General features: G+C 59.3%; 24 protein-coding genes. 8 read left to right on the plus strand and 16 right to left on the minus strand.

Translation table 11 applies throughout. The features are described from left to right. Positions 1–63 precede the first annotated feature (63 nt). The 4 genes from HSW_RS03960 to HSW_RS03975 all read right to left on the minus strand — a co-directional run bounded on the left by HSW_RS03960 (position 64) and on the right by HSW_RS03975 (position 2,581). Positions 64–672: a superoxide dismutase gene (locus HSW_RS03960; RefSeq protein WP_044000911.1), complete on the minus strand. Its 609-nt coding sequence runs from the start codon at positions 670–672 to the stop codon at positions 64–66. A gap of 117 nt (positions 673–789) precedes the next feature. Next, positions 790–1,236: a nucleoside deaminase gene (locus tag HSW_RS03965; RefSeq protein WP_197031937.1), complete on the minus strand. Its 447-nt coding sequence runs from the start codon at positions 1,234–1,236 to the stop codon at positions 790–792. Between the two features lie 154 nt (positions 1,237–1,390). Continuing rightward, positions 1,391–1,957, minus strand: a complete 567-nt coding sequence (locus HSW_RS03970) for a hypothetical protein (RefSeq protein ID WP_044000912.1) — start codon at positions 1,955–1,957, stop codon at positions 1,391–1,393. Positions 1,958–2,128: 171 nt separating this feature from the next. Continuing rightward, complete coding sequence (locus HSW_RS03975) at positions 2,129–2,581, minus strand: hypothetical protein (RefSeq protein ID WP_155832809.1); 453 nt, start codon at positions 2,579–2,581, stop codon at positions 2,129–2,131. A gap of 320 nt (positions 2,582–2,901) precedes the next feature. Here HSW_RS03975 and aspS point away from each other — a divergent pair, with 320 nt between their 5' ends. Continuing rightward, positions 2,902–4,668: an aspartate--tRNA ligase gene (gene aspS, locus HSW_RS03980; protein ID WP_044000914.1), complete on the plus strand. Its 1,767-nt coding sequence runs from the start codon at positions 2,902–2,904 to the stop codon at positions 4,666–4,668. Positions 4,669–5,208: 540 nt separating this feature from the next. Here aspS and HSW_RS03985 read toward each other — a convergent pair. Next, positions 5,209–6,243, minus strand: a complete 1,035-nt coding sequence (locus tag HSW_RS03985; RefSeq protein ID WP_044000915.1) for a phytanoyl-CoA dioxygenase family protein — start codon at positions 6,241–6,243, stop codon at positions 5,209–5,211. Positions 6,244–6,581: 338 nt separating this feature from the next. Between HSW_RS03985 and HSW_RS03990 the strand changes: the two genes are divergently transcribed. The 4 genes from HSW_RS03990 (at position 6,582) to HSW_RS04005 (ending at position 13,107) form a co-directional block, all read left to right on the plus strand. Then, positions 6,582–9,635 (plus strand): sensor histidine kinase, encoded by a 3,054-nt coding sequence (locus HSW_RS03990; RefSeq protein ID WP_044000916.1) that lies wholly within the window; start codon positions 6,582–6,584, stop codon positions 9,633–9,635. Positions 9,636–9,726: 91 nt separating this feature from the next. Next, positions 9,727–10,377 carry a response regulator gene (locus HSW_RS03995; protein WP_044000917.1) on the plus strand — a complete coding sequence of 217 codons (651 nt, stop codon included), beginning with the start codon at positions 9,727–9,729 and terminating at the stop codon, positions 10,375–10,377. Between the two features lie 466 nt (positions 10,378–10,843). Next, positions 10,844–11,632: a 3'-5' exonuclease gene (locus HSW_RS04000; protein ID WP_155832810.1), complete on the plus strand. Its 789-nt coding sequence runs from the start codon at positions 10,844–10,846 to the stop codon at positions 11,630–11,632. Positions 11,633–11,796: 164 nt separating this feature from the next. Beyond that, on the plus strand, positions 11,797–13,107 hold the full coding sequence (locus HSW_RS04005) for an OmpA family protein (protein ID WP_197031938.1): 1,311 nt from the start codon (positions 11,797–11,799) through the stop codon (positions 13,105–13,107). Between the two features lie 71 nt (positions 13,108–13,178). On the opposite strand, the gene HSW_RS04010 is transcribed toward HSW_RS04005, so the two are convergent. The 4 genes from HSW_RS04010 to nuoK all read right to left on the minus strand — a co-directional run bounded on the left by HSW_RS04010 (position 13,179) and on the right by nuoK (position 18,596). After that, the gene (locus HSW_RS04010) at positions 13,179–14,591 is read right to left on the minus strand and encodes an NADH-quinone oxidoreductase subunit N (RefSeq protein ID WP_044000919.1); all 1,413 of its coding nucleotides are present in this window, start codon (positions 14,589–14,591) and stop codon (positions 13,179–13,181) included. Positions 14,592–14,701: 110 nt separating this feature from the next. After that, on the minus strand, positions 14,702–16,171 hold the full coding sequence (locus tag HSW_RS04015; protein WP_044000920.1) for a complex I subunit 4 family protein: 1,470 nt from the start codon (positions 16,169–16,171) through the stop codon (positions 14,702–14,704). A 57-nt stretch (positions 16,172–16,228) separates the two neighbouring features. Continuing rightward, entirely contained in the window at positions 16,229–18,175 is a 1,947-nt protein-coding gene (nuoL, locus tag HSW_RS04020; protein ID WP_052346092.1) for an NADH-quinone oxidoreductase subunit L, read from the minus strand. 88 nt (positions 18,176–18,263) lie between these two features. After that, positions 18,264–18,596, minus strand: coding sequence for an NADH-quinone oxidoreductase subunit NuoK (gene nuoK, locus HSW_RS04025; protein WP_044004096.1), 333 nt, complete (start codon positions 18,594–18,596; stop codon positions 18,264–18,266). Between the two features lie 246 nt (positions 18,597–18,842). On the opposite strand from nuoK, the gene HSW_RS04030 reads away from it, so the two are divergent. The 3 genes from HSW_RS04030 to HSW_RS04040 all read left to right on the plus strand — a co-directional run bounded on the left by HSW_RS04030 (position 18,843) and on the right by HSW_RS04040 (position 20,639). Then, complete coding sequence (locus HSW_RS04030) at positions 18,843–19,304, plus strand: MaoC family dehydratase (protein WP_044000921.1); 462 nt, start codon at positions 18,843–18,845, stop codon at positions 19,302–19,304. Between the two features lie 212 nt (positions 19,305–19,516). Further along, positions 19,517–20,122 (plus strand): RNA polymerase sigma factor, encoded by a 606-nt coding sequence (locus HSW_RS04035; protein WP_231501351.1) that lies wholly within the window; start codon positions 19,517–19,519, stop codon positions 20,120–20,122. A gap of 151 nt (positions 20,123–20,273) precedes the next feature. Beyond that, positions 20,274–20,639, plus strand: a complete 366-nt coding sequence (locus tag HSW_RS04040; protein ID WP_044000923.1) for a hypothetical protein — start codon at positions 20,274–20,276, stop codon at positions 20,637–20,639. A gap of 61 nt (positions 20,640–20,700) precedes the next feature. Here the strand turns inward: HSW_RS04040 and HSW_RS04045 are convergent, their stop codons facing one another. The 7 genes from HSW_RS04045 to HSW_RS04075 all read right to left on the minus strand — a co-directional run bounded on the left by HSW_RS04045 (position 20,701) and on the right by HSW_RS04075 (position 26,867). After that, on the minus strand, positions 20,701–21,222 hold the full coding sequence (locus HSW_RS04045; RefSeq protein ID WP_044000924.1) for an STM3941 family protein: 522 nt from the start codon (positions 21,220–21,222) through the stop codon (positions 20,701–20,703). Between the two features lie 76 nt (positions 21,223–21,298). Then, positions 21,299–21,811, minus strand: coding sequence for an NADH-quinone oxidoreductase subunit J family protein (locus tag HSW_RS04050; protein WP_044000925.1), 513 nt, complete (start codon positions 21,809–21,811; stop codon positions 21,299–21,301). A 101-nt stretch (positions 21,812–21,912) separates the two neighbouring features. After that, positions 21,913–22,482, minus strand: a complete 570-nt coding sequence (locus HSW_RS04055; protein WP_044000926.1) for a NuoI/complex I 23 kDa subunit family protein — start codon at positions 22,480–22,482, stop codon at positions 21,913–21,915. Between the two features lie 149 nt (positions 22,483–22,631). Beyond that, entirely contained in the window at positions 22,632–23,711 is a 1,080-nt protein-coding gene (nuoH, locus tag HSW_RS04060) for an NADH-quinone oxidoreductase subunit NuoH (RefSeq protein WP_052346093.1), read from the minus strand. 101 nt (positions 23,712–23,812) lie between these two features. Beyond that, positions 23,813–24,814: a 2Fe-2S iron-sulfur cluster-binding protein gene (locus HSW_RS04065; RefSeq protein ID WP_044000927.1), complete on the minus strand. Its 1,002-nt coding sequence runs from the start codon at positions 24,812–24,814 to the stop codon at positions 23,813–23,815. A 122-nt stretch (positions 24,815–24,936) separates the two neighbouring features. After that, positions 24,937–26,277 carry an NADH-quinone oxidoreductase subunit NuoF gene (gene nuoF, locus HSW_RS04070; RefSeq protein WP_044000928.1) on the minus strand — a complete coding sequence of 447 codons (1,341 nt, stop codon included), beginning with the start codon at positions 26,275–26,277 and terminating at the stop codon, positions 24,937–24,939. 20 nt (positions 26,278–26,297) lie between these two features. Continuing rightward, positions 26,298–26,867: an NADH-quinone oxidoreductase subunit NuoE family protein gene (locus HSW_RS04075; protein WP_044000929.1), complete on the minus strand. Its 570-nt coding sequence runs from the start codon at positions 26,865–26,867 to the stop codon at positions 26,298–26,300. Between the last annotated feature and the right edge of the window lie 22 nt (positions 26,868–26,889).

Consider the following 26,889-nt stretch of genomic DNA (forward strand, 5'->3'; position numbering starts at 1 on the left):
AAAAAAGCCCCTCCGGCCGGGGCCAGGGGGGCTTTTCGCAAGTGCAATAGTATTACCTGAAGGTTACGCGGCGTCCGCGAAACGCTTGTTTACTTCGTCCCAGTTGATGAGGTTGAAGAAGGCGGCAATGTAATCGGGGCGACGGTTCTGATACTTGAGGTAGTAGGCGTGCTCCCACACGTCGAGGCCCAGTACCGGAGTACCTTTGCAGCCGGTGTCGGGCATGAGGGGATTATCCTGGTTAGGCGTGGAGCAGATTTGTACCGAGCCGTCGGCCTGCTTGCACAGCCACGCCCAGCCCGAGCCGAAACGGGTAGTAGCAGCCTTGGTGAATTCCTCCTTGAATTTCTCGTAGCTGCCGAATGCCTGGTTGATGGCTTCGCCGACAGCGCCGGTGGGGGTACCACCACCGTTGGGGCCCAGAATCTGCCAGAAAAAGGAGTGGTTCCAATGGCCACCGCCGTTGTTGCGTACGGCTGCCGGAGCCGAGGCAATGTTCTGCAGCAAATCTTCCAGACTCTTGCCTTCCAATTCAGTGCCGGCTACGGCGTTGTTGAGGTTAGTAACGTAGGCCTGATGGTGCTTGCCGTGGTGGATTTCCATGGTTTGCGCATCAATGTGCGGCTCCAGGGCATCGTAGGCGTAGGGCAGTTGGGGCAGTTCGAAAGCCATCGTAAGGAGAGGTTAGTTGGGTGAAGGAAAGGTAAGCTGCTGTTGACCTTTGCAGGTACAGACTGACAGTAAAACCACCGGAACCCGCGTAGGGTTGCGGTGGCGGCCAAAAGTAGCCTATTTCCGCTTTTGGGCGAAGAACTCCCGCATCAGGCTTTCACTCTCCTGCGCCAGAATGCCGCTGACTACTTCGGCCCGGGGGTGCAGCAGTTGACCGTGGCGGCGGTACCCGAATTTCGGCTCGGCCGCACCGTACACCACCCGGCGCACCTGCGCCCAGGCCGTAGCCCCGGCGCACATCACGCAGGGCTCCACCGTCACGTAGAGGGTGCATTCCTGCAAATATTTGTTGCCGAGGTGGTTGGCCGCCGCCGTGAGGGCCAGCATTTCGGCGTGGGCCGTGACGTCCTGCAGCTTCTCAGTCTGGTTGTAAGCGCGGGCAATGATGCGTTTATTCAGCACTACCACGGCTCCAATCGGAATTTCCTCCTCCTCAAACGCATACCGCGCCTGCTTCAGCGCCTCCTGCATGTACTGCTCGTCGGAATACAGGGAAAGGGTCATTTTTTAAGGTAAGGGTTGATGCGAAAACGTCATTCAGAGCATGTGGCGCATCAAGCCAGTGTCGGAGCGAAGTCGAGGAATCTCGTATGCTGAAGTTGTAGAAACTATTCATGCATCAGCACGCGAGATTCCTCGGCAAGCTCGGAATGACGTTCTACTTCATCATAATGCTGCTCATCACGGCTTGGGCGGTGGGTTGCCACTGGGCCTGCTCGTCGGCGGGGGCCGTGAAGGTGAATACGTAAAGCTGGTCGCCCTCAATGGCGTATTGCACGAACTGGTACTTGCGCACCGGGGCCAGGTTGCTGCCCCGGCGGTTATCCACCACCGACGACACGAATTCCAGCACCACGAAGTCGCGCTTATTTACCGTCCGGATATCTTCCTGCAGGAACTGCACCTTGCCGTACATATTCTGAATGCTGGCCTTGTAGATTTTCAGCAGCAGGGCGTAATCCCGGTTGCTGAAGGTGCTGGGCTTCTGCTGCACGCTCAGATCGGTGCGGCCGCTGGGGTTGGTGAACACGGCCAGCGGCTTGCGGGGCGAGGGAAACTTGGCCGCAATACCGTCATCGGGAAGGGCCGCGAAGCCTTCGGGCACCCCGATGGTGATGTTCTTGCCAATGGCGGTTTTCTTCAGCTTAGGGCCAGCAAAGGCGGCCAGCAGCAACACGGCCAGCACCAGCGGCAGCAGTCGGCCAAAACGAGCGAGAGTTTTCATAACAGCGGCAAGGTAAGGTGCGGCCCGCAACCGGGGCCGACAGGGAAAATGCAAAGCTCCGAAGCCGTAACGACTCCGGAGCCTTATATGTATCATTCTGAACGAAGTGAGAAATCAGAATTTGCGTCTTGTTGATAAACCTAGATTCCTCTCTTCGTTCGGAATGACAACTTAGCGGCGTTTTTTTGTGGTAGCTACCGTTGGGTATTTGATACTTACCTTCTTCCAGTACACGTAGTTGCCGGTTTTCGCCTCAATCAAATACGTGCCAGCCGGAATGCGGCCCAGGTCCACGGGCGCGCCGGTGTTGTTCTGCGGGTCAAGCTCCATCGTGTAAATGGGCTGCTTCTTGTAGTTGGTCATCACCAGCGTGCCGGGCTTGGTAAACTGCTGGGTGAAGCTGAGCATGATGCTCTGGCCGCCCGAGGCCGGGAATACATCAATACCCGACAGCGTTTCCACCCGCTTGATGGGACCGTTCAGCGTCACCGGCTCTACATCCGACTTGGTTTTGATTTCGGTGCCATTAGCTGCCTTGGTTTTGGTCTTGACCTTGGTCTGCGCCTGCGCGGCCGAGAAGGAGAGGAGCATGGCAGCTAGTGCGAGCAGTACGGGGCGTTTCATATCGGAGGGTAAGAAGAGGTTGTGGCGAAGGATTACTGGTTCGGGAAAGGCTGTTTGCATACTCCGTACCAATTTTTGCGCAAGCTTACGCAAAACCTCGCCAAGCTGCCGAAAACGCCTTTTTACGGCCTGTCAAAAGCCCGCCAGACAGGAGGAAAGCCCGGAAAATTTCCCTCCCTACTTATTTTTCCTGCCTACCTTCGCTGTAGGTAGTAGTGAGTATCGGGTACTAAGTACTGAGTCTGCAAAACACCCGAGGACTTCCGCCAGCATCTGTCAGTCGCTCAGTACTACCTACTCAATACTCAATACCAGACAACATGCTCCGGACGCACACCTGCGGCGAACTTCGCCCCGAACACATTGGCCAAACCGTCACGCTCTGCGGCTGGGTGCAGCGCACCCGCGACAAAGGCGGCATTCTGTGGGTGGATCTGCGCGACCGGTACGGCCTCACCCAGCTGGCCTTGGAAGAAGGCGTGGAAACCGCCGAAGTGCGCGAGCAGGCCCGCCAGTTGGGCCGTGAGTTTGTGCTCTCGGTGACCGGCCAAGTGGCCGAGCGCCATTCCAAAAACGATAAAATGCCCACCGGTGGCATCGAAATCCGGGTGGAGAGCATCGAGGTGCTGAACCCCGCCAAGCTGCCGCCCTTCCTGATTGAGGACGACACCGATGGCGGCGACGACCTGCGGATGAAGTACCGCTACCTCGATTTGCGCCGCGCCCCCGTTCGCCAGAACCTGATGCTGCGTCACCGCGTGGCCCAGGCCACCCGCCGCTACCTCGACGGCCAGGAGTTCATTGAAGTGGAAACCCCGGTGCTCATCAAAAGCACGCCCGAAGGTGCCCGCGACTTCGTGGTGCCGTCCCGCATGAACCCCGGCGAGTTCTACGCCCTGCCCCAGAGCCCCCAGACGTTCAAGCAGCTGCTGATGGTATCGGGCTTTGACCGGTACTTCCAGATTGTGAAGTGCTTCCGCGACGAAGACCTGCGCGCCGACCGCCAGCCCGAATTCACGCAGATTGACTGCGAAATGTCGTTTGTGGAGCAGGAGGACATCCTCAATACCTTCGAAGGGCTGGTGCAGTACCTGTTCCGCGAGGTGAAGAACCTGGAAATCGGTGAGCTGCCCCGCATGACCTACGCCGATGCGATGCGCTATTACGGCAACGATAAGCCCGACACGCGCTTCGAAATGCGTTTCGTGGAGTTGAATGAGGTGGCCAAGGGCCACGGCTTCCCGGTGTTTGAGGCCGCCGGGCTGGTGGTGGGCATCTGCGCCACGGGTGCGGCCAGCTACACCCGCAAGCAGCTCGACGAGCTGACCGAGTACGTGAAGCGCCCCCAGATTGGCGCGACTGGCTTGGTTTACGCCCGGGTGGAAACTGATGGCTCGGTGAAGTCGTCGGTAGACAAGTTTTACTCGCAGGAGGCGCTGCAGCAGTGGAAGACGGCCTTCAACGCCCAGCCCGGCGACCTGCTGCTGATTCTGGCCGGCGAGCCGAACAAGACCCGCAAGGCCCTCTCGGAGCTGCGCCTGGAAATGGGCCAGCGTCTCGGCCTGCGCGACAAAGACACCTTCTCGGCGCTGTGGGTGGTCGATTTTCCCCTGCTCGAGTATATCGAGGAGGAAGGCCGCTACTTCGCCATGCACCACCCCTTCACTTCGCCTAAGCCCGAGGATGTGGCTTTGCTCGACAACCCCGAGACCATCGGCGAAGTGCGCGCCAACGCCTACGATATGGTGATTAACGGCGTAGAAGTGGGCGGCGGCTCCATCCGCATTCACGACCGCGCGGTGCAGGCCCGCATGTTCTCCCTGCTCGGTTTCTCCGATGAGGAAGCCAAAGCCCAGTTTGGCTTCCTGCTCGACGCCTTCGAGTACGGCGCACCCCCGCACGGCGGCATTGCCTTCGGCTTCGACCGTCTCTGCAGCCTCTTCGGTGGCGCCGACTCCATCCGCGACTTCATCGCCTTCCCCAAAAACAACTCCGGCCGCGACGTCATGATTGACTCACCTTCGCAGATTTCGGGCGCTCAGCTCAAGGAGCTGAGCATTAAGACGGACGTGGTAGCGGGCAAGTAGTCAATGAGCCCAAATCCAAGGAAAGGAAAAGTTCAGACCTTCGAGCATGAAATCTACTACTCGCAGAGTAGTGTCGTAGCCGATGGCTTTTGGGCTATGCTTTTACTTGGAGTAGCCACCTGGATAGCAGTGCTAGGTAATTACTGGGGTACTTTGTTTTTGAGTGGTGCGGCGTTGTTCATTGTAATTCGTGCGGTAAGACGGGCACGGGTCACTGGGCCGGCCCTAAAGTTTGGCCGTGCAGGAATATGGACTGACAAACTAGGGTTGAAAACCTGGCACCAAGTTGTGGCAGTAATGCAAGTGCAGACGACCTTCCGAGGCAGTACTTCACTTTATCTATGCATTCTACAAAGCGGCAGTAGTACCCAATTAGAGTTGCAGAGTCTTCCGATTAATGATCTGGCCGTAGATGTCCAAGCATTGCAAGTGTGGTTAAAGCAATACACTGTCGGGTAATCTTGCTAACACTTGCTTGTATAACAAAAAGCGGCGTCTGATGCATCAGGCGCCGCTTTTTGTTATGGGATATGAGGTTATCTACCGCCACGCCGTATTCTCCTTGAACTCCACGGGGTGCATATTCAGGTACTGCACGATGCGCGGATAGGTGCCGCGGTTGGGGCTGCTGCCGTGGGGCAGAAAGTGGTGCCAGATAACAAAATCCCCGGCTTCGGCGGCAATGGGTACGGCCTGCGCCTCCAGATTCACGCGTCGTGGGTCGGTGCCGGGGGGCAGGCTGGCTAGCCAGGTTTCCAGCGTACGGTGAAATCCGGGTACGCAGCAGAACGCGCCCTGCTCGGCAGGCGTATCGCAGAGGTAGAGCAGGCCCTGGGTTCCGAAGCGGAAAGGGGGCTCCAGGCTCATGTCCCAGTGCAGGTGCGGGCCCTGGAAAGGCAACGCGGCCGTTTCGGGCGGGTTGAAGCTGGTGCGGTCAGTAGTTCTCCACAGGTCGGTAGTTTGCCAGAGCTGGGCAAAGGCTTTATGAATGCGCTTCGACTGCCGGTTGGCCTGCAGAGTAGGGTGGTGATAGAAATCCATCATAATGCCTTTGCCAATAGGCTTCTGGTACCAGCTGGCCGGCTCGTGTGGGTCCATACCCAGAGCCTCCCATACGGCCAGCTCCGTTTCGCGTGCCTGTTCCCGGGGAATGGCTCCGCGTATTATTACGTAGCCGTTTTCTGCCCAGAAAGTCAGATCCTCCGCGCTGAGTACGTTTGGCTCTCGTTCAAGATCCTGCAAACTCTGCACTACGGCCGCCGGATAAGGTTGGTCAGAGAACAGACTGTTAAGCCGGTCAACCTGCAGCGGATCAAGCTGGCCGTGGTGCTTGGCCAGAATCCAGTGTTCAAACTCCGAAAAGCTGGGGGCCTGCTGCCCTACGTATTGTATCGTTTCTTCGAGCGGCAACCCCAGTCCGTTCAACAGTAAATTGTCGAAGCGCCAGTCCTGTTCGGTTGACTCCGTGAACACGCCATTTCGCTTGGCTAGTAGTCGAGCCCAGAACCGCTTTAGGTAGTGTACGCCAAGCTCGCCCGTTTCCTCAATTCCGACCGGTTTTTGTGGTGAAGTCATTACGCTTAGGTAATCAGTAAACCGTTCGATTAATGGGAATAAGCCCGTTGTGGCAAGGTAAATAAAAGGTCCCCAATGTAGCACCCACAGGGCGCTTACCTGTGCAGCCGGGTGCGGAACTGCAAAAAGCAACGGTGCAACGATACTGCTCTGCCGCTTGGTTTAAGACTACAGTAGTTTTGTGAACCATGGACCAATGTGGCACTGACGAACAGGCGATGCTGAGGCAGGTTGGGAGATGCGGGTACTGGCTGATAAATAAGCAATTGCAGGTTATCCTACTTTCTGCCTAGCTTACATCCATAGCCTGAACCCGCTACTCCTGGAATGCTTCTGCCATGTGGTACCGCTCTTTTCTCTGCCTGTTACTACTGCTGAGCTACAGCAGCGTGCTGCGGGCACAGCCGACGGCCGTGTTTCAGCCACTCACCCCAGCTGAGGGCTTAGCCCCGGGCAGTGTGTTTGCCGTAGCCCAGGACCGACGGGGGTTCGTGTGGCTGGGGACTCAGGATGGCCTCGTGCGCTACGACGGCGGTAACACCCGCATCTTTCGCCACGACCCGCAGCGGCCCGGCAGCCTCAGCAGCAATTACATTCTGGCACTTACGGAAGACCAGGCCGGTAACCTGTGGATTGGTACCGGGGGCGGCGGGGTGTGCCGGTATTCGCCGCTCAATGGGCGGTTTCAGATATTTCAGAAGACAGCCCCCGATACTACCGGCCTTACCGATGGATTTGTGCGGGCTGTGCTGGCGGACCGGCAGGGGAGGGTATGGGTGGGTACCGAAGAGGGACTGCACCGCTGGAATACCCGTCTGCGTCGTTTTCAGCATTACCGAGTCGGGAGCGGGCGGGGAGTGCGCGGTAATTCCATCCGCGCCCTGACCCAGACCACCGATGGCCGGCTGTGGGTAGGTACCGGCAACGGGCAGCTGGCCTGGCTGGATACCTCGCGGCAGGAACTAATGCCTGTGCCCGGGTTTCGAGCCGGTAGTCCGGTGTCTGCCCTGGCGGCTGCTCCCAATGGCACGCTGTGGGTAGGTACGGAGGCGCATGGCCTGTACCGGCTGGATGCTACCGCGTCGGGTGGGGCAGCCGTTGCCTATCAGGCCAGAGAGTTAGCTTCCAACAGCATCCGGGCTTTGTGCTTCACGGCGGAGAACCAGCTGTGGATTGGCACCGCGGCCGGCCTGAGCGCGCTGGACCCCGCCACCGGCCGATTTGCTACCTACCGCCACGAAACTTCCCAGCCTTGGAGCCTGCCTTCCGATGCCGTGCAAAGCATCTTTCAGGATAAAACGGGCCTGCTGTGGATTGCTACCGATAAAGGCGTAGTCCGGTTTGAGGGCCGGCCTTCGGCTTTCCGCATGCTGCCGCTACCCGCCCCGCCCAGCGGCGTGTGGGCCGTGCTGGAAGCACCCGATGGCGCGGTATGGGCGGGTACGGAAACACAGGGCTTGGTGCGGTTTGGGCCTGCCGTCGGGCAGCAGCAACAGTTCCGGAACCAGCCGCTGCTACCCGGCAGCCTGAGTCAGGATTACGTGCGTGCCCTGTGCCTTGACCGAACCGGCCGCTTGTGGGTGGGTACCCAGAATCAGGGTCTGGATTGCCTGGAGCCCGGAGCCGGCCGGTTTCGCCATTTTCGGCATCAGGCCCGGAACCCGGCTTCCCTCGGCGACGATTTTGTGCGGGCGCTGTACGAAGACTCCCGGGGTCGGATCTGGGTGGGTACGGAAGGCGGCCTGAGTCAGTACACGCCCGCCACCGGCCGGTTCCGGACGTTCCGGCACGACCCGGGCAACGCGGCCAGCCTCAGTAACAACTTTGTGCGGGTAATGCTCCAGGACCGGCGGCGCGACGTGCTGTGGGTGGGAACGGGCGGGGGAGGCCTCAACTGCCTCGATCTGCGCACCGGCCGCTTCCGCAGCTACCGGGCAGATGCCCGTGACGCCCGCAGCCTCAGCAGCAACTTTGTCCGCTCCCTGCTGCAGGACCAGGCCGGTACGCTCTGGATTGGCACGGAAGGCGGCGGGCTCTGCCGGCTGGATGAGGCCGCCACGGGCCGCTTCACTACCTACCGGGAGCCGCAGGGCCTCCCCAATGACGTAGTATATGGCCTGTTGCAGGACACGCAGGGCTACCTCTGGCTCTCTACCAACAAAGGCCTAGCCCGCTTCCAGCCCCGCACGCACGCGGTTATTACCTTCAATCAGCACGACGGCCTGGGGCAGGATGAGTACAATGCCGGCGCGGCTTTTCAAGGGCGTAGCGGGCAGCTGTATTTTGGCGGGGTAAACGGGCTGGTGGTTTTTCGGCCGGCTGGTATTCGGTCCAATACCCAGGTGCCACCCGTGGTCCTGACGGGCCTGCGCCGCCTTAACCAGCCGCTGGAACTGCCCGATACCACCATCACCGAGCGACGCACACTGCGCCTTACGCCTCAGGATTACGTGTTTACCCTGGAATTCGCAGCCCTCAATTACCGGCAACCCGAGAAAAACCGGTATGCCTACCTGCTCGAAGGCTTCGACCCCGACTGGATACCGGCGGGTACGCGCCGGGAGGCAACCTATTCCAACCTCGACCCCGGTACGTATACTTTCCGGGTGCGCGCTACCAACAATGATGGCGTCTGGAACCCCGTGGGGGCCGCGTTGCGCATCATTGTGAATCCGCCCTGGTACCGCACCTGGTGGTTCCGGGTCGGGTTGAGCTGGGTGCTGTTTGCGGTACTATTCCTGCTTTACCGGCTGCGGGTACGGCAGTTGCTGGCCCTCGAACAGGTGCGCCACGGCATTGCCCGCGACCTGCACGACGACATGGGTTCCACGCTCAGCAGTATCTCCATTCTCAGCCAGGTCGCCTGCCACCACCAGCGCCAGAACCGCCCGGAACAGGCAGCTGCCGTGCTGGAGCAAATCGGGGAATCCTCGCGCCGCATGCTGGATGCCATGGACGACATCGTATGGGCCATTAACCCCGCCCACGACGGCCTCGACGACGTAACAGCCCGCATGCGCCGGCTGGCTTCCGAAGTGCTGGAGTCGGCGGGCATTGAGTTTACCTTTCGGGCCGATGCCGCCCTGCAAAGTCTGCGCTTCGATATGCGGGCGCGTCGGGAGTTTTTTCTGCTGTTCAAGGAAGCCATCAACAATCTGGCGAAATATGCCCAGTGCCGGCACGCGGCCATTACGCTGGAATACCGCCAGGGCCAGCTGCTGCTCACGGTGCAGGATGATGGGATAGGCTTCGACCAGCAGGCCCCGGCCCAGGGCGGGGGTAACGGCCTCACCAATATGCGCGCCCGCGCCGCTGCCCTGCACGGTGAGCTGACTATTAAAACCGCCCCCGGCCAGGGTACAACGCTACACCTAAGCGTCCCCATGCCCTAACAGATTCATCTCACCTCACATCATTATGCAGTAGCGGTGAGGTGAGCAGGTGCGTATCTTGGCTGAGTTCCCCTCCTGTTTGCGTTGTTGTATGGAAGCCGCTACCCGCGTTCTGATTTATGAAGATAACCCCGACCTGCGCGCCAGTCTGAGCCAGCTGCTTAGTAGTGCGCCTGCGCTGGAGCTGGCCGCTGCCGTGGGCAACTGCACCCGCGCCGAGGAGGACGTGGCCCGCTTCCGGCCCGACGTGGTATTGATGGATATCGACATGCCCGGCTGTACCGGCATTGATGGCCTGCGCCGCATTAAAGCCATTGCCCCGCAGGTTCAGGTGGTCATGCTGACTGTTTTTGAGGAAAACGACCGGGTATTTGAGGCGGTGTGCGCCGGGGCCGATGGGTATCTGCTCAAAAAGACACCGCCCGGTAAAATTCTGGAAGCCATTGGCGAAGTACGCGCCGGCGGTGCCCCCATGACGCCCGCCATTGCCCGGCAGGTGCTGCGCTTGTTTCCGCGCCCGGTGCCGCGCCAGCAGGCCGACGAAGCCAATGGCACGTTGAGTGCCCGCGAACAGGAGATTCTGCGGCTGCTGGTGGAAGGCTATAGCTACAAGATGATTGCCGCCGACCGGGGCATCAGTATTGATACCGTGCGTTCCCACATCAAAAAAATATATGAGAAGCTGCATGTGCGCTCCATGACGGAAGCTGTCAGTAAGGCCCTGCGCCAGGGCCTGACGTAGCCGTTAGCTGAGGGCTGAAACGTTGCGGGCCTGTTGAGGAAGGCCTTCTGGCTCAGCCTGCAGCCACCCGATTCACATGATTATGCTATTGACCTGGGTAAGTGAATTGTGCAACTTTCTGAGACCCAACGGCTCCGGCGAAGCTGCTCCTGGCGGCGGGTATCCGGGGCCGGCCGGGCATCTCCCTCACACCTACTCATTATGCGCAAACCACGTCGTGAACTGCTGATTACCCTGCTGGGATTGTGGCTTACCAACCGCCCTGCGCTGGCCTGACCACCACGCCGTCTGCTGTGGCCCTTGGCCTTTTGCGGCTGATCTGCTTCTGCCCGTTTCCGCTGGTACCTGTTACCAGCAGAAACGGGCGCTTTTTTGCCGGTTAGCTGCCAGAATAAGCAGCTGAAGCACTAGTTGTGCCCGAAACGTCTATCTTACCTTATTCGCTCCGCCTTATTTCTCTGCTGTTATGCGCCTGCTCCGCGACCTGAAGCTCGACGAAGTGTTTGTGCTCGACATCGAAACGGTGCCCTGCGTAGGCAACCACGATGACCTGCACGAGATGCTCAAGGAACTGTGGGAACACAAGTGCCACGCCCTACGCCGCGAAAAAGGCTGGATTTCCCACCACGACCACATTGCCCCGCTGCCTGATACACTGCACGCCGCCACGCTATTCGAGCAGGCCGGCATTTACGCCGAGTTTGGCCGCGTCGTGTGCATTTCCTTGGGCCGCTTCCGCACGGCGGCCGACGGTAGCGTGAGCTTCAGCGTAAAATCCTTTTATGGTCATGATGAGCGGGAACTGTTACGGGAGTTCAGTGCCATCATCAGCCAGCGGCCCCAGTTCCGGTTGTGCGGCCACAATGCCAAGGAATTCGATTTACCCTACCTCTCGCGCCGCATCCTCATCAACGGGCTGGAATTGCCCCCGCACCTGGATACGGCTGGCAAGAAGCCCTGGGAAGTCACGCACCTTGATACCATGGAACTCTGGAAATTTGGTGACCGGAAATCCTTCACTTCCCTGAGCCTGCTGGCTGCTATGTTCGGAATTCCCACGCCCAAAGACGACATTCAGGGCAAGGACGTAGCGCGGGTGTACTACGAGGAAAAGGACCTGCCCCGTATCGCCCGCTACTGCCAGAAGGATATCATCACCACGGCCCGCCTGCTCCAGAAATTCCGGGGTGAAGAGCCGTTTGCCGACGATGCCGTCGTGTACGCCAACGAAGAAACCGTCCTGCGGCGGGCTTGAGATACATTTTGGCTGAGAGAGTGTATTAAGTAGGTTTTTAGTGGCTTCCTTTCAGATGAAAAAAGCCTGTTCCATCGGAGCAGGCTTTTTTTATAGTATATATGGTAATTATTTAAATAAAAAATGTAGTTTTATTTATGTTGGTACGAAAGGGAGGATCTACCATGGAGCAGTCACTAGCAACCGTCACCCAGTTCTCTTTCAGCACTACGATGCTGGAGCAGCTGGCACACGAAACCCAGGAAAGTGCGGCAAGCCTGCGCACAGCCCTCAAACGAGCGGTACCAGTAGTAGTACAGGCCCTGGCCGGCCGCGTGAGTGGCCCCGATGGCCCGGAAGCCATCTGGAAACTCAGTCGCGAAGCCTACGGAGCCAACGTGCTGGAGCCAATGGCCGCCGCCAACCACGTAAGCTGGGTAAAGCGCGGAGAATCATTGATGCGCGGATTATTGGGTGAAACGTATCATTTTACGGTACTACGAGTAGCTACGGCCGCTAGCCTCGGACAACCAGCTGCCGAGCGGGTACTGGTTGCGGCAGCCGTGGCTACGTTAGGTGTAATAGGCGAACATAGCCAGGAGCAGAGCCTGACTCCAGCCACGCTGGCCGAATGGCTGACGCGCGAAGGCAGCACGCTGCACGAGTCCATGCTAGCCGATACAGGCAGCAACTCCAGCATTGCCACCGTGGACCGCACAAGTACGCCGCCATTTACTGAGCCGGCTACTACCGGGGCTTGTGCTGCTGTGGGTGGCGGGCAGACGTACACGCCAGCGGCGGCACTGGTGGCGGCCCGGCCGGCTGTGCGCTGGCAGTGGGGAGCCTTATTGCTGGCGGCAGTAGTGCTGGGGTATATTTTTGGCAACTGGAACAGCGGCCTGTTCGGGTCCGAAAAAGCACCAGCCGCTAGCGTGCCCGTAATTTCGGCGGAGGCTGCCAAAGCCAACAATGCCGCCACGGGTGGCCGTTACGATGCCGCCAGCGGCAACTACATCTACGACACCGGCCAACCAATTATTCTGCGCCTGGCTGACGGCACCACCCAGAAAGTAGGAGCCAACTCCACCGAGAACCGCCTCTATACATTCTTGGCCGATCCGGGCCAGCAGGTGGACTCCATCAACCGCACCAAAGGCTGGATCAACTTCGACCGGGTGTATTTCGAGCCTGGCTCCACCACACTTACCGATGAATCGTTTATGCAGCTGCGCAACGTGGCCAGCATCCTCAAAACGTTTCCCGCCTCCGTAGTGAAGCTGGGCGGCTACACCGACAGTACCGGCAATCCGCTCAAAAACTTCCAACTCAGCGAAACGCGCGCCCAGACGGCCATGCTGGCTATTGCCGGCATGGGCATTGATATAAACCGCATCCAGGCAAAAGGCTACGGCGGCAAGTACTTCATCACGCCCAACACCACGCCCGAAGGCCGCGCCCTCAACCGCCGCATCAGCATCCGCGTGATTAAGAAGTAGCAGTGGTAGCACCAACGAAAAAGAGCGGCTCACAGGCCGCTCTTTTTCGTTGGATCAGGTGCTGAAGTGAATTACAGCGCGCCGGCCACCAGACCGGGCAGGATGCCCAGCAGTACCGTGAGGGCAGCAAGCAGCAGCAGCGCGCCGGCCTGGAAGGTAGTGACGGGCACTGCTTCGGCCGTTTCGGCGTCGGTGTCGCGCATATACATGGCAATAATGGGGCGCAGGTAGTAGTAGATGCTCACCATCGACATCACCACGGCAAACACCACGAGGCCGATGTAACCATTCTCCACGGCGGCCGAGAATACGAAGAACTTGCCGAAGAAGCCACCCGTGAGCGGAATACCGGCCAGGCTCAGCATGGATACCGTGAGCGAGAAGGCCAGAAGCGGGTTGGTTTTCGCCAGCCCGTTCAAGCCGTTATAATCCTCGCGCTGACGGGCATCGGCCACCAGTTTCACCACCCCGAAGGCGGCCACCGTGGCTACCGAGTAGGCCAGCGAGTAGAACAGAATACCGTTGGCGGAAGCTCCTTCCAGTTGGCCGTTGTAGGCCACTAGGGCAATCAGCAGGTAGCCGGCGTGGGAGATGCTGGAGTAGGCCAGCATGCGCTTGATGCTGGTCTGGGCCACAGCCCCCACGTTGCCGATGAGCAGCGTGAGCACGCACATAGCCGTGAGGGTAGGCAGCCAGATACCTTGGGCGTTGGCGGCCGGGAAAGCTTGCACCAGTAGCTTCAGAAAGGCAGCAAAACCAGCCGTCTTCACAATGGTGCTCATGAAGGCGGCGAAGAAGGTGGGCGTGCCTTCGTACACGTCGGGCGTCCAGAAGTGGAAAGGCGCGGCCGATACTTTAAAGCCGATACCAATCAGCATCAGCAGCATGCCAATGTAGAGCATCGGCTTCAGCGACTCGAAGCCGGGAGCCGGGTTCTGCACCGCGAAGCTGATTTCGCTCAGCACAAACGTACCGGTAGCGCCGTACAGCAGCGCCATCCCGAACAACAGGATGCCGGTGAAGAAGGCACCCATCAGGAAGTACTTGAGGGCGGCTTCGTTGGAGCGTAGGTTGCGCTTATCGGAGCCGGCCAGCACGTACATGGCCACGCTTAGGATTTCGATGCCCAGAAATAGCATCAGCAGGTGGTTGTAGCTCACCAGCATGATGGCGCCCACCAGCGAGAACAGCAGCAGCGAGTAGTACTCAGCCAGGTTGCTTTCGCCGTCGAGCACGTACTTCTGGGAGAAGGGAATCAGCACCAGCGCCGTGAGCAGCACGATGCCCGTGAAGGCCACCGAGAAGTTGTCGATGGTGAGCATGCCATTGAAGAACGACTGTGTGCTACCCCAGTCGAGGAAGTTCACCGTCAGGATACCACCCAGGATGAGCATCATCACGGGCAGCAGCAGCCGGTTGGAGCGACGGAACCCCAGGAAGAGGTTACCCAGGCCCAGAACGGAAAGTAGAATGATGGAATTCATGTTCGTCTCAATGTAGCGCGAACTTTGCAGTTCGCGCAGCTGCCGGATCGGTCGTGCGGCTAATATGCTAACGGCGCGGAGACGCGAACTACAAAGTTCGCGCTACTGCTTTAGCGTTTAACTACCTCGTTCAGAATGTTCATCACGCTGCCTTCCGACAGGTGCAGGAACGTGTTGGGGAACATGCCAATCCAGAACACCAGCACGATGAGCGGCACCAGCAGGGCCAGCTCGGAGCCGGTGAGGTCGGTGAAGGTTTCAGTGAACGAGGAATCGGGGCCGAGCATCACGCGCTGGAACATGCGCAGCAAATACACCGCACCCAGAATGATGGTCACGCCAGCAATAGCGCCCATCCAGGCGTTGAACTGGTACACGCCGCCCAGCAGCAGAAACTCGCCTACGAAGCCGTTGGTGAGCGGCAGCGCCACCGTGCCCAGCAGCAGCACCAGGAAGCACACCGTCAGCACGGGCGCTTTACGGGTGAGGCCGCCCAGGTCGGCGATGTTGCGGGTGCCGGTGCGGCGCTCAATGGCGTCGGCAATGAAGAACATGCCCACCACGTTCACGCCGTGGGCCAGCATCTGAATGCTGGCACCCTGCAGACCCATCTGGGTGAGCGAGAACACACCGGCAATCATCAATCCCACGTGTGAGAGGGAGGAGTAGGCAATCAGGCGCTTCACGTCCTGCTGGCGGATGGCAATGATGGCACCGTAGATGATGCCGATGATGGCCAGAATCAGTACCAGGTTCTGCCAGTAGTCAACGCCCATCGGTACCACCGGCAGCAGCCAGCGCATGCAGCCGTAGATACCCATTTTCAGCATAATGCCCGAGAGCAGCATGGTGGCCGGTGCCGGAGCTTCGGTGTAGGTGTCGGGCTGCCAGGTGTGGAAGGGGAAGATGGGCATCTTTACGGCAAAGGCCGCGAAAATCAGCCAGAATACCCACATCTGCGTGTCAGCAGTCAGGTTCAGAGCGTAGAACGAGGCCAGGGCCGAGTTGTGAGCCGAGAGGCCGTCGGCCGTGGGGCCGGTCTGGAAGTAGAGGTACACGAAGCCGGCCAGCATGAACAGCGAGCCGATGATGGTGTACAGGAAGAACTTGAATGTGATGCGGGCCCGGTTCACACCGCCCCACACGCCAGCTAGGAAGTAAATCGGAATCAGGGCCACCTCCCACATGAAGTAGAACAGGAAGGCATCCTGGGCCGTGAACACGCCCACCAGACCGGTTTGCATGAACAGCACCAGCGCGTAGAACACCGACTCGTTTTCGAAGTTGCGGCGGAAGGCGCTCAGTAGAATCACCGGCACCAGCACGGCCGTCAGCAGCACCAGCAAGAGGCTCAGCCCGTCCATGCCCACCGCGAAGTGAATGCCGGCCGAGGGAATCCAGTTCAGGTTGAAGCTGAATTGGCCGGAGTTGTTGGCGTTGAACGTGAGGGCCGCGTAGGCCGCCAGCGCAAATTCAACCAGGGCCGCGCCTAGCGCCGGAACCCGGGCCGCACGGCCTTTGAAGAAGTGCAGCAGCAGGGCGGCCGCCACGGGCCAGAGTAGAAGAAGGACAGTCAGCATGCGTTATCTGGATGCGGATGAAGCCGGTGAAAAAGTCCGGTCCGGCCGTCAGTAGAATTAGAATTTCCCGAAGTTCAGCGCCATCACCAGCACAATGCCCACCACCATCAGAATGAGGTAGGTTTCCACGGAGCCGGTTTGCACGTAGCGCAGGAGCTGACCACCGCCCATGGTCAGGCGGCCGAAGCCGTTCACGATGGGGTCGATAATGCCGTTTTCCACGTAGCGGAACAGGCCGCGCGATAGCCACATGATGGGGCGCACGAACAGGGCGTTGTAGAGCTCGTCGATGTAGTACTTGTGGTAAATTAGGTTCTCGAGGAAGCCGCGCGACTCGCCGTCTTCCACCGGGCGCACCCCGCGGCTCACGTACTGCACGTAGGCCAGAATGATGCCCAGCACACCCGCACCCACTGAGAGGCCGATGAGCATGAGCTCGGTGGCGTGGTCGGCGTGTACGCCGAAGGCGGCCGGGTTCAACTGCTTGGAATAAGTGAACAGCGGTGCGAGGTAGTTGGCCAAGTAGGCGTTTTCCTCACCCAAGAAGAAGGGCGCGTTCATGAAACCACCCACGGCGGCCAGAATAGCCAGCACGATGAGCGGCAGCGTCATGGAAGCCGGCGACTCGTGCAGGTGGTGCTTCTGCTCCTCGGTGCCCCGGAACTCGCCAAAGAAGGTGAGGAACAGCAGTCGGAACATATAGAAAGCCGTCAGGAAGGCAGTGAACAAACCTACCGCGTACAGCACCTTGCTGTGCTCGAAGGCGTGCAGCAGGATTTCGTCTTTCGAGAAGAAGCCCGAGAAGGGCGGGATGCCGGCAATGGCCAGGCAGCCTACGAAGAAGGTGATGAACGTAATGGGCAGTGACTTGCGCAAGCCGCCCATGCGGCGCATATCCTGCTCGTTGCTCATGGCGTGAATCACGGAGCCCGCGCCCAAGAACATCAGCGCCTTGAAGAAGGCGTGGGTGAGGACGTGGAACAGGCTGGTGCTGTAGCCCATTACGCCCAGCGCCAGGAACATGTAGCCCAGCTGCGAAACGGTGGAGTAGGCCAGCACCTTCTTGATGTCGTTTTGAGCCAGGCCGATGGTGGCGGCAAACAGGGCCGTAGCCGCGCCGATGATGGCAATAACTTCGAGGGTATCGGGGGCCAGCGTGAACAGCACGTTGGCGCGCAGAATCATGTAGATACCCGCCGTTACCATGGTTGCGGCGTGAATCAGGGCCGAAACCGGGGTGGGGCCGGCCATAGCGTCGGGCAGCCAAGTGTAGAGCGGCAGCTGGGCCGATTTACCAGTAGCGCCCACGAACAGCAGCAGCGTAATGGCCGTTACCACGCCCGCGCCAATCTGCATCGTGCTGGCTTTCTGGAATACCTCGGCGTACTGCACCGAGTCGAAGGTCAGGTAAATCAGGAAGATGCCCAGCAGGAAGCCCAGGTCACCGATGCGGTTGATAATGAAGGCTTTCTTGGCGGCGTTGTTGTAGGCGGTGTTCTTGTTCCAGAAGCCGATGAGCAGGTAGGAGCAGAGACCCACGCCTTCCCAGCCGATGAACAGAATCACGAAGTTGGCGCCCAGCACCAGCACCAGCATGCTGAACACGAACAGGTTCAGGAAGCTGAAAAACTTGCCCACGTTCTCGTCGTGGTGCATGTAGCCGATGCTGTACACGTGGATCAGGAAACCCACGCCCGTCACGAGCAGCAGCATAATCAGGCTGAGTTGGTCGATCTGGTAGCTGAAGGGAATCTGCATCGAGCCGACCGAAATCCAGTCGAACAGCGTGACGGTGTACTGGTACTGGAAGTTCAGGAACAGGAACACCGAAATGGCGAACGAGCCCAGCACCGCCAGGCTGCTGATGGCACCGGCCACCTTGCCCGAAAGCTTGCGGTTGAGTAGCCCGTTGATCAGAAAGCCCAAAAACGGCAGCAGCGGAATAAGCACGTACAGAAACGTGGAGTACGGCGCGCCGGCAGCGGGGATTACAGTTTCTTGCATATAGTCAGGGACTTGGGGACTCAGGGACTTGGGGACTGGGACTGGTCAATACCAAGCCCCCAAGTCCCTGAGTCCCCAAGTCCCTTACCTAGAATTTCAGGCGGTTGAGCAGATTAACGTCGGTATTCTGCAGGTTGCGGTAGATCATCACGATAATAGCCAGCCCGACCGCCACTTCGGCGGCGGCCACGGCCATGATGAAGAACACGAATACCTGCCCGTTGGGGTCGGCGCGATAGGCCGAAAAGGCCGTCAGCAGCACGTTCACGGCGTTCAGCATCAGCTCCACGCACATGAAGATGATGATGGCATTGCGCCGCGTGAGTACGCCCAGCACCCCGATGGAAAACAGGGCGGCGGCGAAGAAAACGTAGTACTGAAGAGGAACCGTTTGGATAACCTGCGGTATGTTCTGGTCCATGCGGTAGCGTTGGCGGCGGAACGAAGCCCCATCGGCCGGGGCACGGCGGGGCAATTAGCTGGCAAAGGTATCCTGAAAATCGGAAAACGCCACCCTTTAAATTGGCCTGATTCGGGCGTTTTCAAGGCGAAGATTCGCTGGTGAACACGCCGGTGGAGCCCTAGCCGGACCTTTTTCGCGGTAGGTATAGCCGCTCCCGTAGCCAAACCGTACTTTAGCACTTCCGCCACCGCAACTTATTGCCTCATGAGTATTACCATTGGCAGCTTAGCTGAGCTGCAACAGTACGAGGGCCAGGACCTCGGCATCACGCCCTGGCACACCATCACGCAGGAGCAAATCAACCAGTTCGCCGCCGCTACCCTGGATTTCCAGTGGATTCACACCGACCCCGAGCGGGCCGCCGCCGAGTCGCCGTTCGGGGGCACTATTGCCCACGGCTACCTCACGCTGTCGTTGCTGCCCTACTTTTGGAACCAGCTAGTGCAGGTGGAAAACCTGAAGATGCAGGTGAACTACGAAATCAGCGAGTTCCGCTTCAACCAGGCCGTGTTGGTAAACACGCCCGTGCGCCTGCATGCCAAGCTGCTGGCCGTGAAAGATTTGCGCGGCATCGCCAAAGCCAACATCGGCGTGACGATGGAAATTGAAGGCCAGAAGAAGCCCGCATACACCGGCGTTATTACGTTCCTGTACCACTTTTTATAGGAGGGATTTCGTAGAATGGTCATTCCGAGCGAAGGCGGAGCCGTAGCCGAGGGATCTCGCCAGCGTAGTAATCAATCGTATTACAACGTCAGCACGCGAGATTCCTCGGCTACGGCTCCGCCTTCGCTCGGAATGACCGTTTCAATGACTTTGAATAAAATTTCTGCTCCCCGATAAAGTATCTTCCGGCGCTTCCCGTCTGTGTCAGCAGAATGGAACCCCTAGCTCTACCACTCGACGCTGCACGCATGACGGCCGGCCACCAGGACCTGCAGATACAGGAAGCCGTGCGCACCCAACGGAAGCGTCTGCTGACGTTTATCCGCCGCCGCATCCCCAACGAGGCCGAGGCTGAAGACGTGCTGCAGGACGTGTTTGCTGAACTTGTGGAAAGCTACCGGCTGATGAAGCCCGTAGAGCAGGCCGCCGCTTGGCTGTTCCGGGTCGCCCGTAACAAAATCACCGACCTCTACCGCCGCAAAAAGCCCGTTTCGCTGGAAAACGAAATGGCCGCCTTTGCTGCCGACGGCGACGAAAACTCGTTGCTGCTGGCCGATATCCTGCCGGCTGTAGATGACGCGCCCGAAAACCGCCTGCTGCGCGAAACCCTCATGGAAGCCCTCAGCGACGCCTTGGCCGAGCTGCCCGCCGCCCAGCGCGAAGTCTTCATCTGGCACGAGCTGGAAGACAAAACCTTCCGCGAAATGGAGGAAGAAACCGGCGTGCCGCTCAAAACCCTGATTTCGCGCAAACATTATGCCGTGCAGCACCTGCGCAAACGCCTCCGCACGCTCTATACCGAGCTGTTTACGGACTAGTTTTCGTCATGCTGAGCATGTGGCATCAAGCCAGTGTGCACAGCCGTAGTCGAAGCCTCTCTGCCGCTTCGTTGCAATGGTAGTTGATTAGCCAGAGGCAGAGATGCTTCGGCAAGCTCAGCATGACACGTTCTTCTAAAAACCACCCAAAATGAACCGTTCCTTCCGCCTGCTACACGGCCTCAAAATACTGCTGCTGATTACGCTGTTTCTGGCCGTGGCCGGCTACGTAACTATGCGCCTCTGGAACTGGCTGCTGCCCGACCTGTTCAACCTGCCTCTCATCAGCATCTGGCAGGCGCTGGGGCTGCTGGTGCTTTCGCGCATCCTGTTCGGGGGCTGGGGCGGCCGCGGCCACCGCGCCGGCTGGGCCCGCAAGCGCCGCCAATGGAAGCAGCAGATGGAAACCCGCCTAGAGTGCCTCACGCCCGAGGAAAAGGAGAAATTTCGCCAGAAAATGGAAGGCGTCTGCACCGGCCCCGCCTGGATGCGCCGCCGCAGCCCGGAAGTGGAATAGGCGGTGTTTGATACGCCCAATAACCAGCAGCGGCCCCCGAGTAATCGGGGGCCGCTGCTGGTTATTGGGCGTATTGTGTTAGTAGCTGCGTACGGTCGGCGGGGCGCTCTACCTGCGTCATAGCTAGCAGAAAATGGGCGAAGCGTACCTCATCGATTTGAATCATGCCCAGGGAAATATTTAGCTCCTGAAACCCTAGCTCCCGGGAAAGCTGGGCCAGTGCTTGGCCTACGGTGCCTTTTGTACGGGAGGGCTCGAACTCAGCCGGAACTACCAAGCACAGGATCTTCTGGCCGTGTATGCTCACCAGGTAGGCATTCTGAATAATGTCCCAGTTGATAAAGCTGTGGTAAGTGGTGCGGTCAAAGATGCCGACTTCGTTGATAATAATTTGGGGGCGCCGGTCCAGCAGCTGAAAAAGTCCACCCGGTATTCCTAGCCCGAAAAAACCAATGCATGCCCACGCCACCCATGATGGAGTGCCGGGCTGACGTAACAGAAAAGTGCCCAATGCCACAAAGGCACTGCTGCCCAGCAATAGTTTCACGGCTCGCCAAGGCGATTTGTAGAGCTTGATTTCCATAGTACGAACATAAAAAAGCGCGGCGGCTGATGCATCAGCCGCCGCGCTTGGTTTCCACTGAAGCCAGCGGATAAAACTAGAAATTCCGCTCGCCTACTTCGCGCTTGCCGAGCATTACAGCACCCACCATGGCTACCAGGAACAGCACGGAAGCCAGCTCAAAGGGCAGCAGGTAATCGGTGTAGAGCTTCATGCCCAGCTGGTCTACCATGCCGATCTGCGAGTTGAAGGCGGTGCCGGCTGGTACGCCGGTGGGCGTTACGTCTTTCAAGGCCGCCACGAGGATGAGCAGGAGGGAGCCACCGGCTACGGCCGCGGCAATTTTGGCCAGGGCCGGCTTGTGCGGCTCGGTGTCCACGTTCAGGTTCAGGAACATAATCACGAACAGGAACAGCACCATGATGGCACCGGCGTACACGATGATGTTCACGGCCGCCAGAAACTGCGCGTTCAGCAGCAGGTAGTGCCCCGACAGCGAGAAGAACGTCAGAATCAGGAACAGTACGCTGTGCACCGGGTTTTTGGCAAACACCACCCCCAGCGCGCTCAGCAGCGCCACGAAGGTCAGAAAGAGGAAGATTGGAGACATGGAGAAGTGTGTTTTGTCATTCCGAGCAAAGCGAGGAATCTGAGGGTTGTTAAATAGGATAATTCAGATTCCTCGTTTTGCTCGGAATGACACGAGAATCATTACGCCTGCTGCAGCTTGCCGCGCAGCGTGGTAGCCTGATCGGGCGTGAGCTGGATGCCGCGCACGGAACGCTCATCCGGCGAAACGGGCTCCACCAGGCGGTCCTTGCCGTAGATGAACTCGTCCCGCTCGTAGCGCGGCGGAGCCATCTTGTCGGGCTGGAGGTAGACGGCGGCTTTGGGGCAGGCTTCCTCGCAGAGGCCGCAGAAGATGCACCGCAGCATGTTGATTTCGTAGCTGATGGCGTACTTCTCCTCGCGGTAGAGGCCTTCTTCGCCCTTTTTCCGCTCACCGGCCACCATTGTAATGGCTTCGGCGGGGCAGGCTACGGCGCACAGGCCGCAGGCGGTGCACCGCTCCCGGCCCTGCTCGTCGCGCTTGAGCACGTGCAGGCCGCGGAACGTGTTGGAGAAGGGCCGCACTTCCTCGGGGTAGCGCACGGTGGCCTTCTTCATAAAGAAGTGGCGCATCGTGATGCTCAGGCCCTGGAAGATGGCCGGCAGGTACGCCCGCTCGGCCAGCGTCATCGGCTTCTTTTCTAGCTTCTTGGCTCGGTTGGTGAGTTGCATATAATCAGTTACGAAAACTGTCGGGATGATGGGCCGTCATGCAGAGCGCAGCGAAGCATCTCGCATGCGCCGTTAGCTGGTAGCACAACGTCAGCACGCGAGATGCTTCGCTGCGCTCTGCATGACAGACGCGGGCAGTTTAAAGGTACTTAAATCACGCCGGCCAGGATGAGGCCACCGGTGAGGACGATGTTGAAAACGGCCAGCGGGATGAGGATGGTCCAGCCCAGGCGCATCAGCTGGTCGTAGCGGAAGCGCGGGAGAGTCCAGCGGATCCACATAAAGAAGAAGATGAAGGCGAAGATCTTCAGGAACAGGCCCACGGTACCCAGCAGCGTAATCAGGTTCTGAGCCGAAGCCAGCTCCCAGCCTTGGCTGTTCACGAACCAGTCGCGCAGCTCATATTGGAACGGGAAGTTGAAGCCGCCGAAGTACAGCACGCTCATCACGGCCGATACCACGAAGATGTTCACGTACTCCGAGAATAGGTACAAACCCAGCTTCATCGACGAATACTCGGTGTGGTAGCCGCCCACCAGCTCAGTTTCGCACTCAGGAAGGTCGAAGGGCGTGCGGTTGGTTTCGGCGAAGGCGCACACCAAGAAGATGATGAAGCCCAGCGGCTGTTTCACGATGTTCCAGACGTGCCACTCACCGGCTACCGACTGCTGCAACGTGATGTCGCGCAGGCTCAGGGTGCCCGAAATCATCAGCACGGCAATCAGGGCCATACCCATGGCCAGTTCGTAGCTGATGTTCTGCGAAGCAGCGCGGATGGCGCCCAGCAGCGAGAACTTGTTGTTGGAGGCCCAGCCGCCAATCATCACGCCGTACACGCCCAACGACACCACGCCGAACACCCACAGCATGCCGATGTTCACCTCAATGCCTTGTAGGAAGAACAGGTTGTTGCCGAAGTTCATGATGTTGCCGAACGGAATTACCGCCGACGACATCAGGGCCGTAATCATGGCCAGGCAGGGGCCGAACACGAATAGCGCCTTGTTGGCACCGCCGGGGAAGAATTCTTCCTTCGTGAACATCTTCACGGCATCGGCCAGCGGCTGCGCCAGGCCGTAGGGGCCGGCGCGGTCGGGGCCCACGCGGTCCTGCAGGAATGCGGCAATTACGCGTTCCGCGTAGGTGCAATACGTCGCAATCAGCAGCGAAAGCGCGAATACGACGAAGATGACAATGGATTGCCAGCCTAGTGCGGGTAGTTCAATCATGTTTTTTAGCTGTTAGCTACCAGCTGTTGGCTGTTAGCTTGATGTTCGGGTAAGTAGCAAAGAAAGCCAACAGCTAACAGCCATCAGCTAACAGCCGAAAATCAGTTGCCTAATTTCAGCGGTGGGTTCTTCTGCAGGTCGCGCTGGGTGCTTTCGGGCAGGTCGGCTACTACCGATTGGTTGAGAACCGGCAGTTCGTAGTGGTTGGCCGAAATAACCGAAGAACGGTCGATGTGGGCAGGGCCCTCGATGGTCCAGTCGGAAGTTTCCTTTTTCTCGAAGCGGCACTCGTTGCAGATCCACTCCTTCACCTCGCCGTACTGGTCCTTGCGGGCCGTGGTACGTAGCACGTCGTTGCCTTTATACCAGAGCACCACGTTGCCGGAGCACTTGGGGCAGTCACGGTGGGCATTCACGGGCTTCGTGAACCACACGCGCGACTTGAAGCGGAACGTCTTATCGGTCAGGGCACCTACCGGGCACACGTCGATGACGTTGCCGGAGAAGTCGTTGTCGATGATGTTCTCGATGTAGGTGCCGATTTCGGCGGCATCACCGCGGCCCAGCACGCCGTGCACCCGGTTATCGGTAATTTGGTTAGCAGTGTACACGCAGCGGTAGCACAGGATACAGCGCGTCATGTGCAGCTGAATCAGCGGGCCAATGTCGATTTTCTCGAAGGTGCGGCGCTCTTCCTGGTAGCGGGTGGTGCTCACGCCGTGCTCGAAGGCGAAGTTCTGCAGATCACACTCGCCGGCCTGGTCGCACACGGGGCAATCCAAGGGGTGGTTGATGAGCAGCATCTCCACGATGCCCTTGCGCACGTCCAGCACCTGCGGGTTGGTGGTGTTTTCCACCACCATGCCATCCTGTACTGGTGTCACGCACGAGGCCACCAGCTTGGGCATGGGGCGCGGGTCTTTGGCCGAGCCGGCCGCCACGCGGACGAGGCAAGCACGGCACTTACCACCCGATCCTTTCAGCGGGGTATAGTAGCACATGGCCGGGGGCACGATGCTGCCGCCAATCTGGCGGGCCGCATTCAGGATGGTGGTTCCGTCCGGAACTTCCACCTCGATGCCGTCGAAAGTTATTTTAGCCATTGGTCAGTTTTGTCATCCTGAGCGGAGCGAAGGACCTTATCACGTCCGCGCCCCGGTATGTACTAATCCTGAAGAACGCAGCGGTGATAAGATGCTTCGTTCCTCAGCATGAGGTTCTAAAGTTACGCCAGCACGGCCCCGGCCCGGTACACCGCACCGGGTTGGGCGGCTTCCTTAGCGTGGGTCACGTGCCACTCGAACTCGTGGCGGAAGTGGCGCACGGCGGCGGCTACGGGCCAGGCGGCGGCTTCACCGAGGGGGCAGATGGTGTTGCCCTCGATTTGCTTGGCCACGCTCACCAGCAGGTCGATGTCCTCCATGTGGCCGTGGCCGTGCTCGAGGCGGTGCAGCACCTTCTCCATCCAGCCCGTTCCCTCGCGGCAGGGCGAGCATTGCCCGCACGACTCGTGGTGGTAGAAGCGGCTGAAGTTCCAGGTGTTGCGCACGATGCAGGTTGTCTCGTCCATGGCAATGAAGCCACCCGAGCCCAGCATAGTACCCGTCACGAAGCCCCCGTCGCTGAGCGACTCGTATGTCATCAGGCGGTTTTCGCCGGCAGCGGTTTTCAGAATCAGCTCCTTGGGCAGAATCGGGACGGACGAACCACCGGCTACTACCGCCTTCAGGTCACGGCCTTTCCAGATGCCGCCGCAGTACTCATCGGAGTAGATGAATTCCTCGACGGGCAGACCCAGCTCAATTTCGTAGATGCCGGGCTTGTTGAGGTGGCCGCAGGCCGAAATCAGCTTGGTGCCGGTGCTCCGGCCCACCCCGATTTTGGCATACTCGTCGCCGCCCTCGTTCACAATCACTGGCACGGCGGCAATGGATTCCACGTTGTTGACCACCGTGGGGCGGGCGTAGAGGCCCTGCACAGCCGGGAATGGGGGCTTGTTGCGCGGGTTGCCACGCTTGCCTTCCAACGATTCCAGCAGCGCAGTTTCCTCACCGCAGATGTAAGCGCCGCCGCCGGGGTGCACGTGCAGGTCCAGGTCGTAGCCCGAACCCAGGATGTTCTTGCCCAGAAAACCGGCCGCGTAAGCCTCAGCAATGGCTTTTTCCAGGATGCGCAGCACGTACAACAACTCGCCGCGGATGTAGATGTACGAGGTGTTGGCGCCCAGCGCGTACGAGCTCGTAATCATGCCCTCGATGAGCAGGTGCGGCAGCTTCGACATCAGCTGGCGGTCCTTGAAGGTGCCCGGCTCCGATTCGTCGGCGTTGCAGACGAGGTAGCGCGGCACGCCCTCGGGCTTAGCCAGGAAGCTCCACTTCATACCCGTGGGGAAGCCCGCGCCGCCGCGGCCCCGCAGGCCCGACTTCTTCACTTCTTCCACCACCTCATCGGGCGTCATCGTTTTCAGGGCCTTCTCCACCGAGCGGTAGCCGCCGTGCTTGCGGTACACCTCCAGGGTGTCGATGCCTTCAACGTTAATATGTTCGGTCAGCAGTTTGCGTCCCATAGGTTCAGAGCTGAAAGACGTTAGTTGTTGGCCACTGCGTTCGGGAGGCCGTTTTCTTCCCAGGGCAGGGCCGGGCGGTGCACCTGGTTGCGCAGCTCCGTGAGCATGGCGTCCACGGCTTCCGGGGTATCAAGCTGCTCGTAGTATTTCTCGCGTACCTGCACGATGGGGGCGAAGCCGCAGGCGGCCAGGCACTCCACTTCCTTCAGGGTAAACAGGCCATCTTCGGAAGCCGGGCCGCCTACTTTGGCACCCGTGATGCGCTCCAGGTGGGCCGTCAGTTCGTCGGAGCCGCGCAGCATGCAGGGGCCCGTGCGGCAGATTTCCAGCACGTGCTTGCCGACTGGCTTGAGGTTGAACATGGTGTAGAACGACGACACCTCGTACACCTCAATCGGGGCCACGCCCAGCACTTCGGCCACCAGATCCTGCACTTCGGGGCTCACCCAGCCGCCAAATTCGGCCTGGGCAATGTGCAGCACCGGCAGCATAGCCGATTTGCGGCGCTCCTCCGGGTATTGCTTGCAGATGCGCGCAATTTCAGCCTTCGCGGCTTCGGAGAATTGCGGCTTGGTAGCAGTCGATTCCATATCAGTTGTATTCAGCAAAAAA

This window comes from Hymenobacter swuensis DY53 (genome assembly GCF_000576555.1).
Classification (GTDB): Bacteria; Bacteroidota; Bacteroidia; order Cytophagales; family Hymenobacteraceae; genus Hymenobacter; species Hymenobacter swuensis.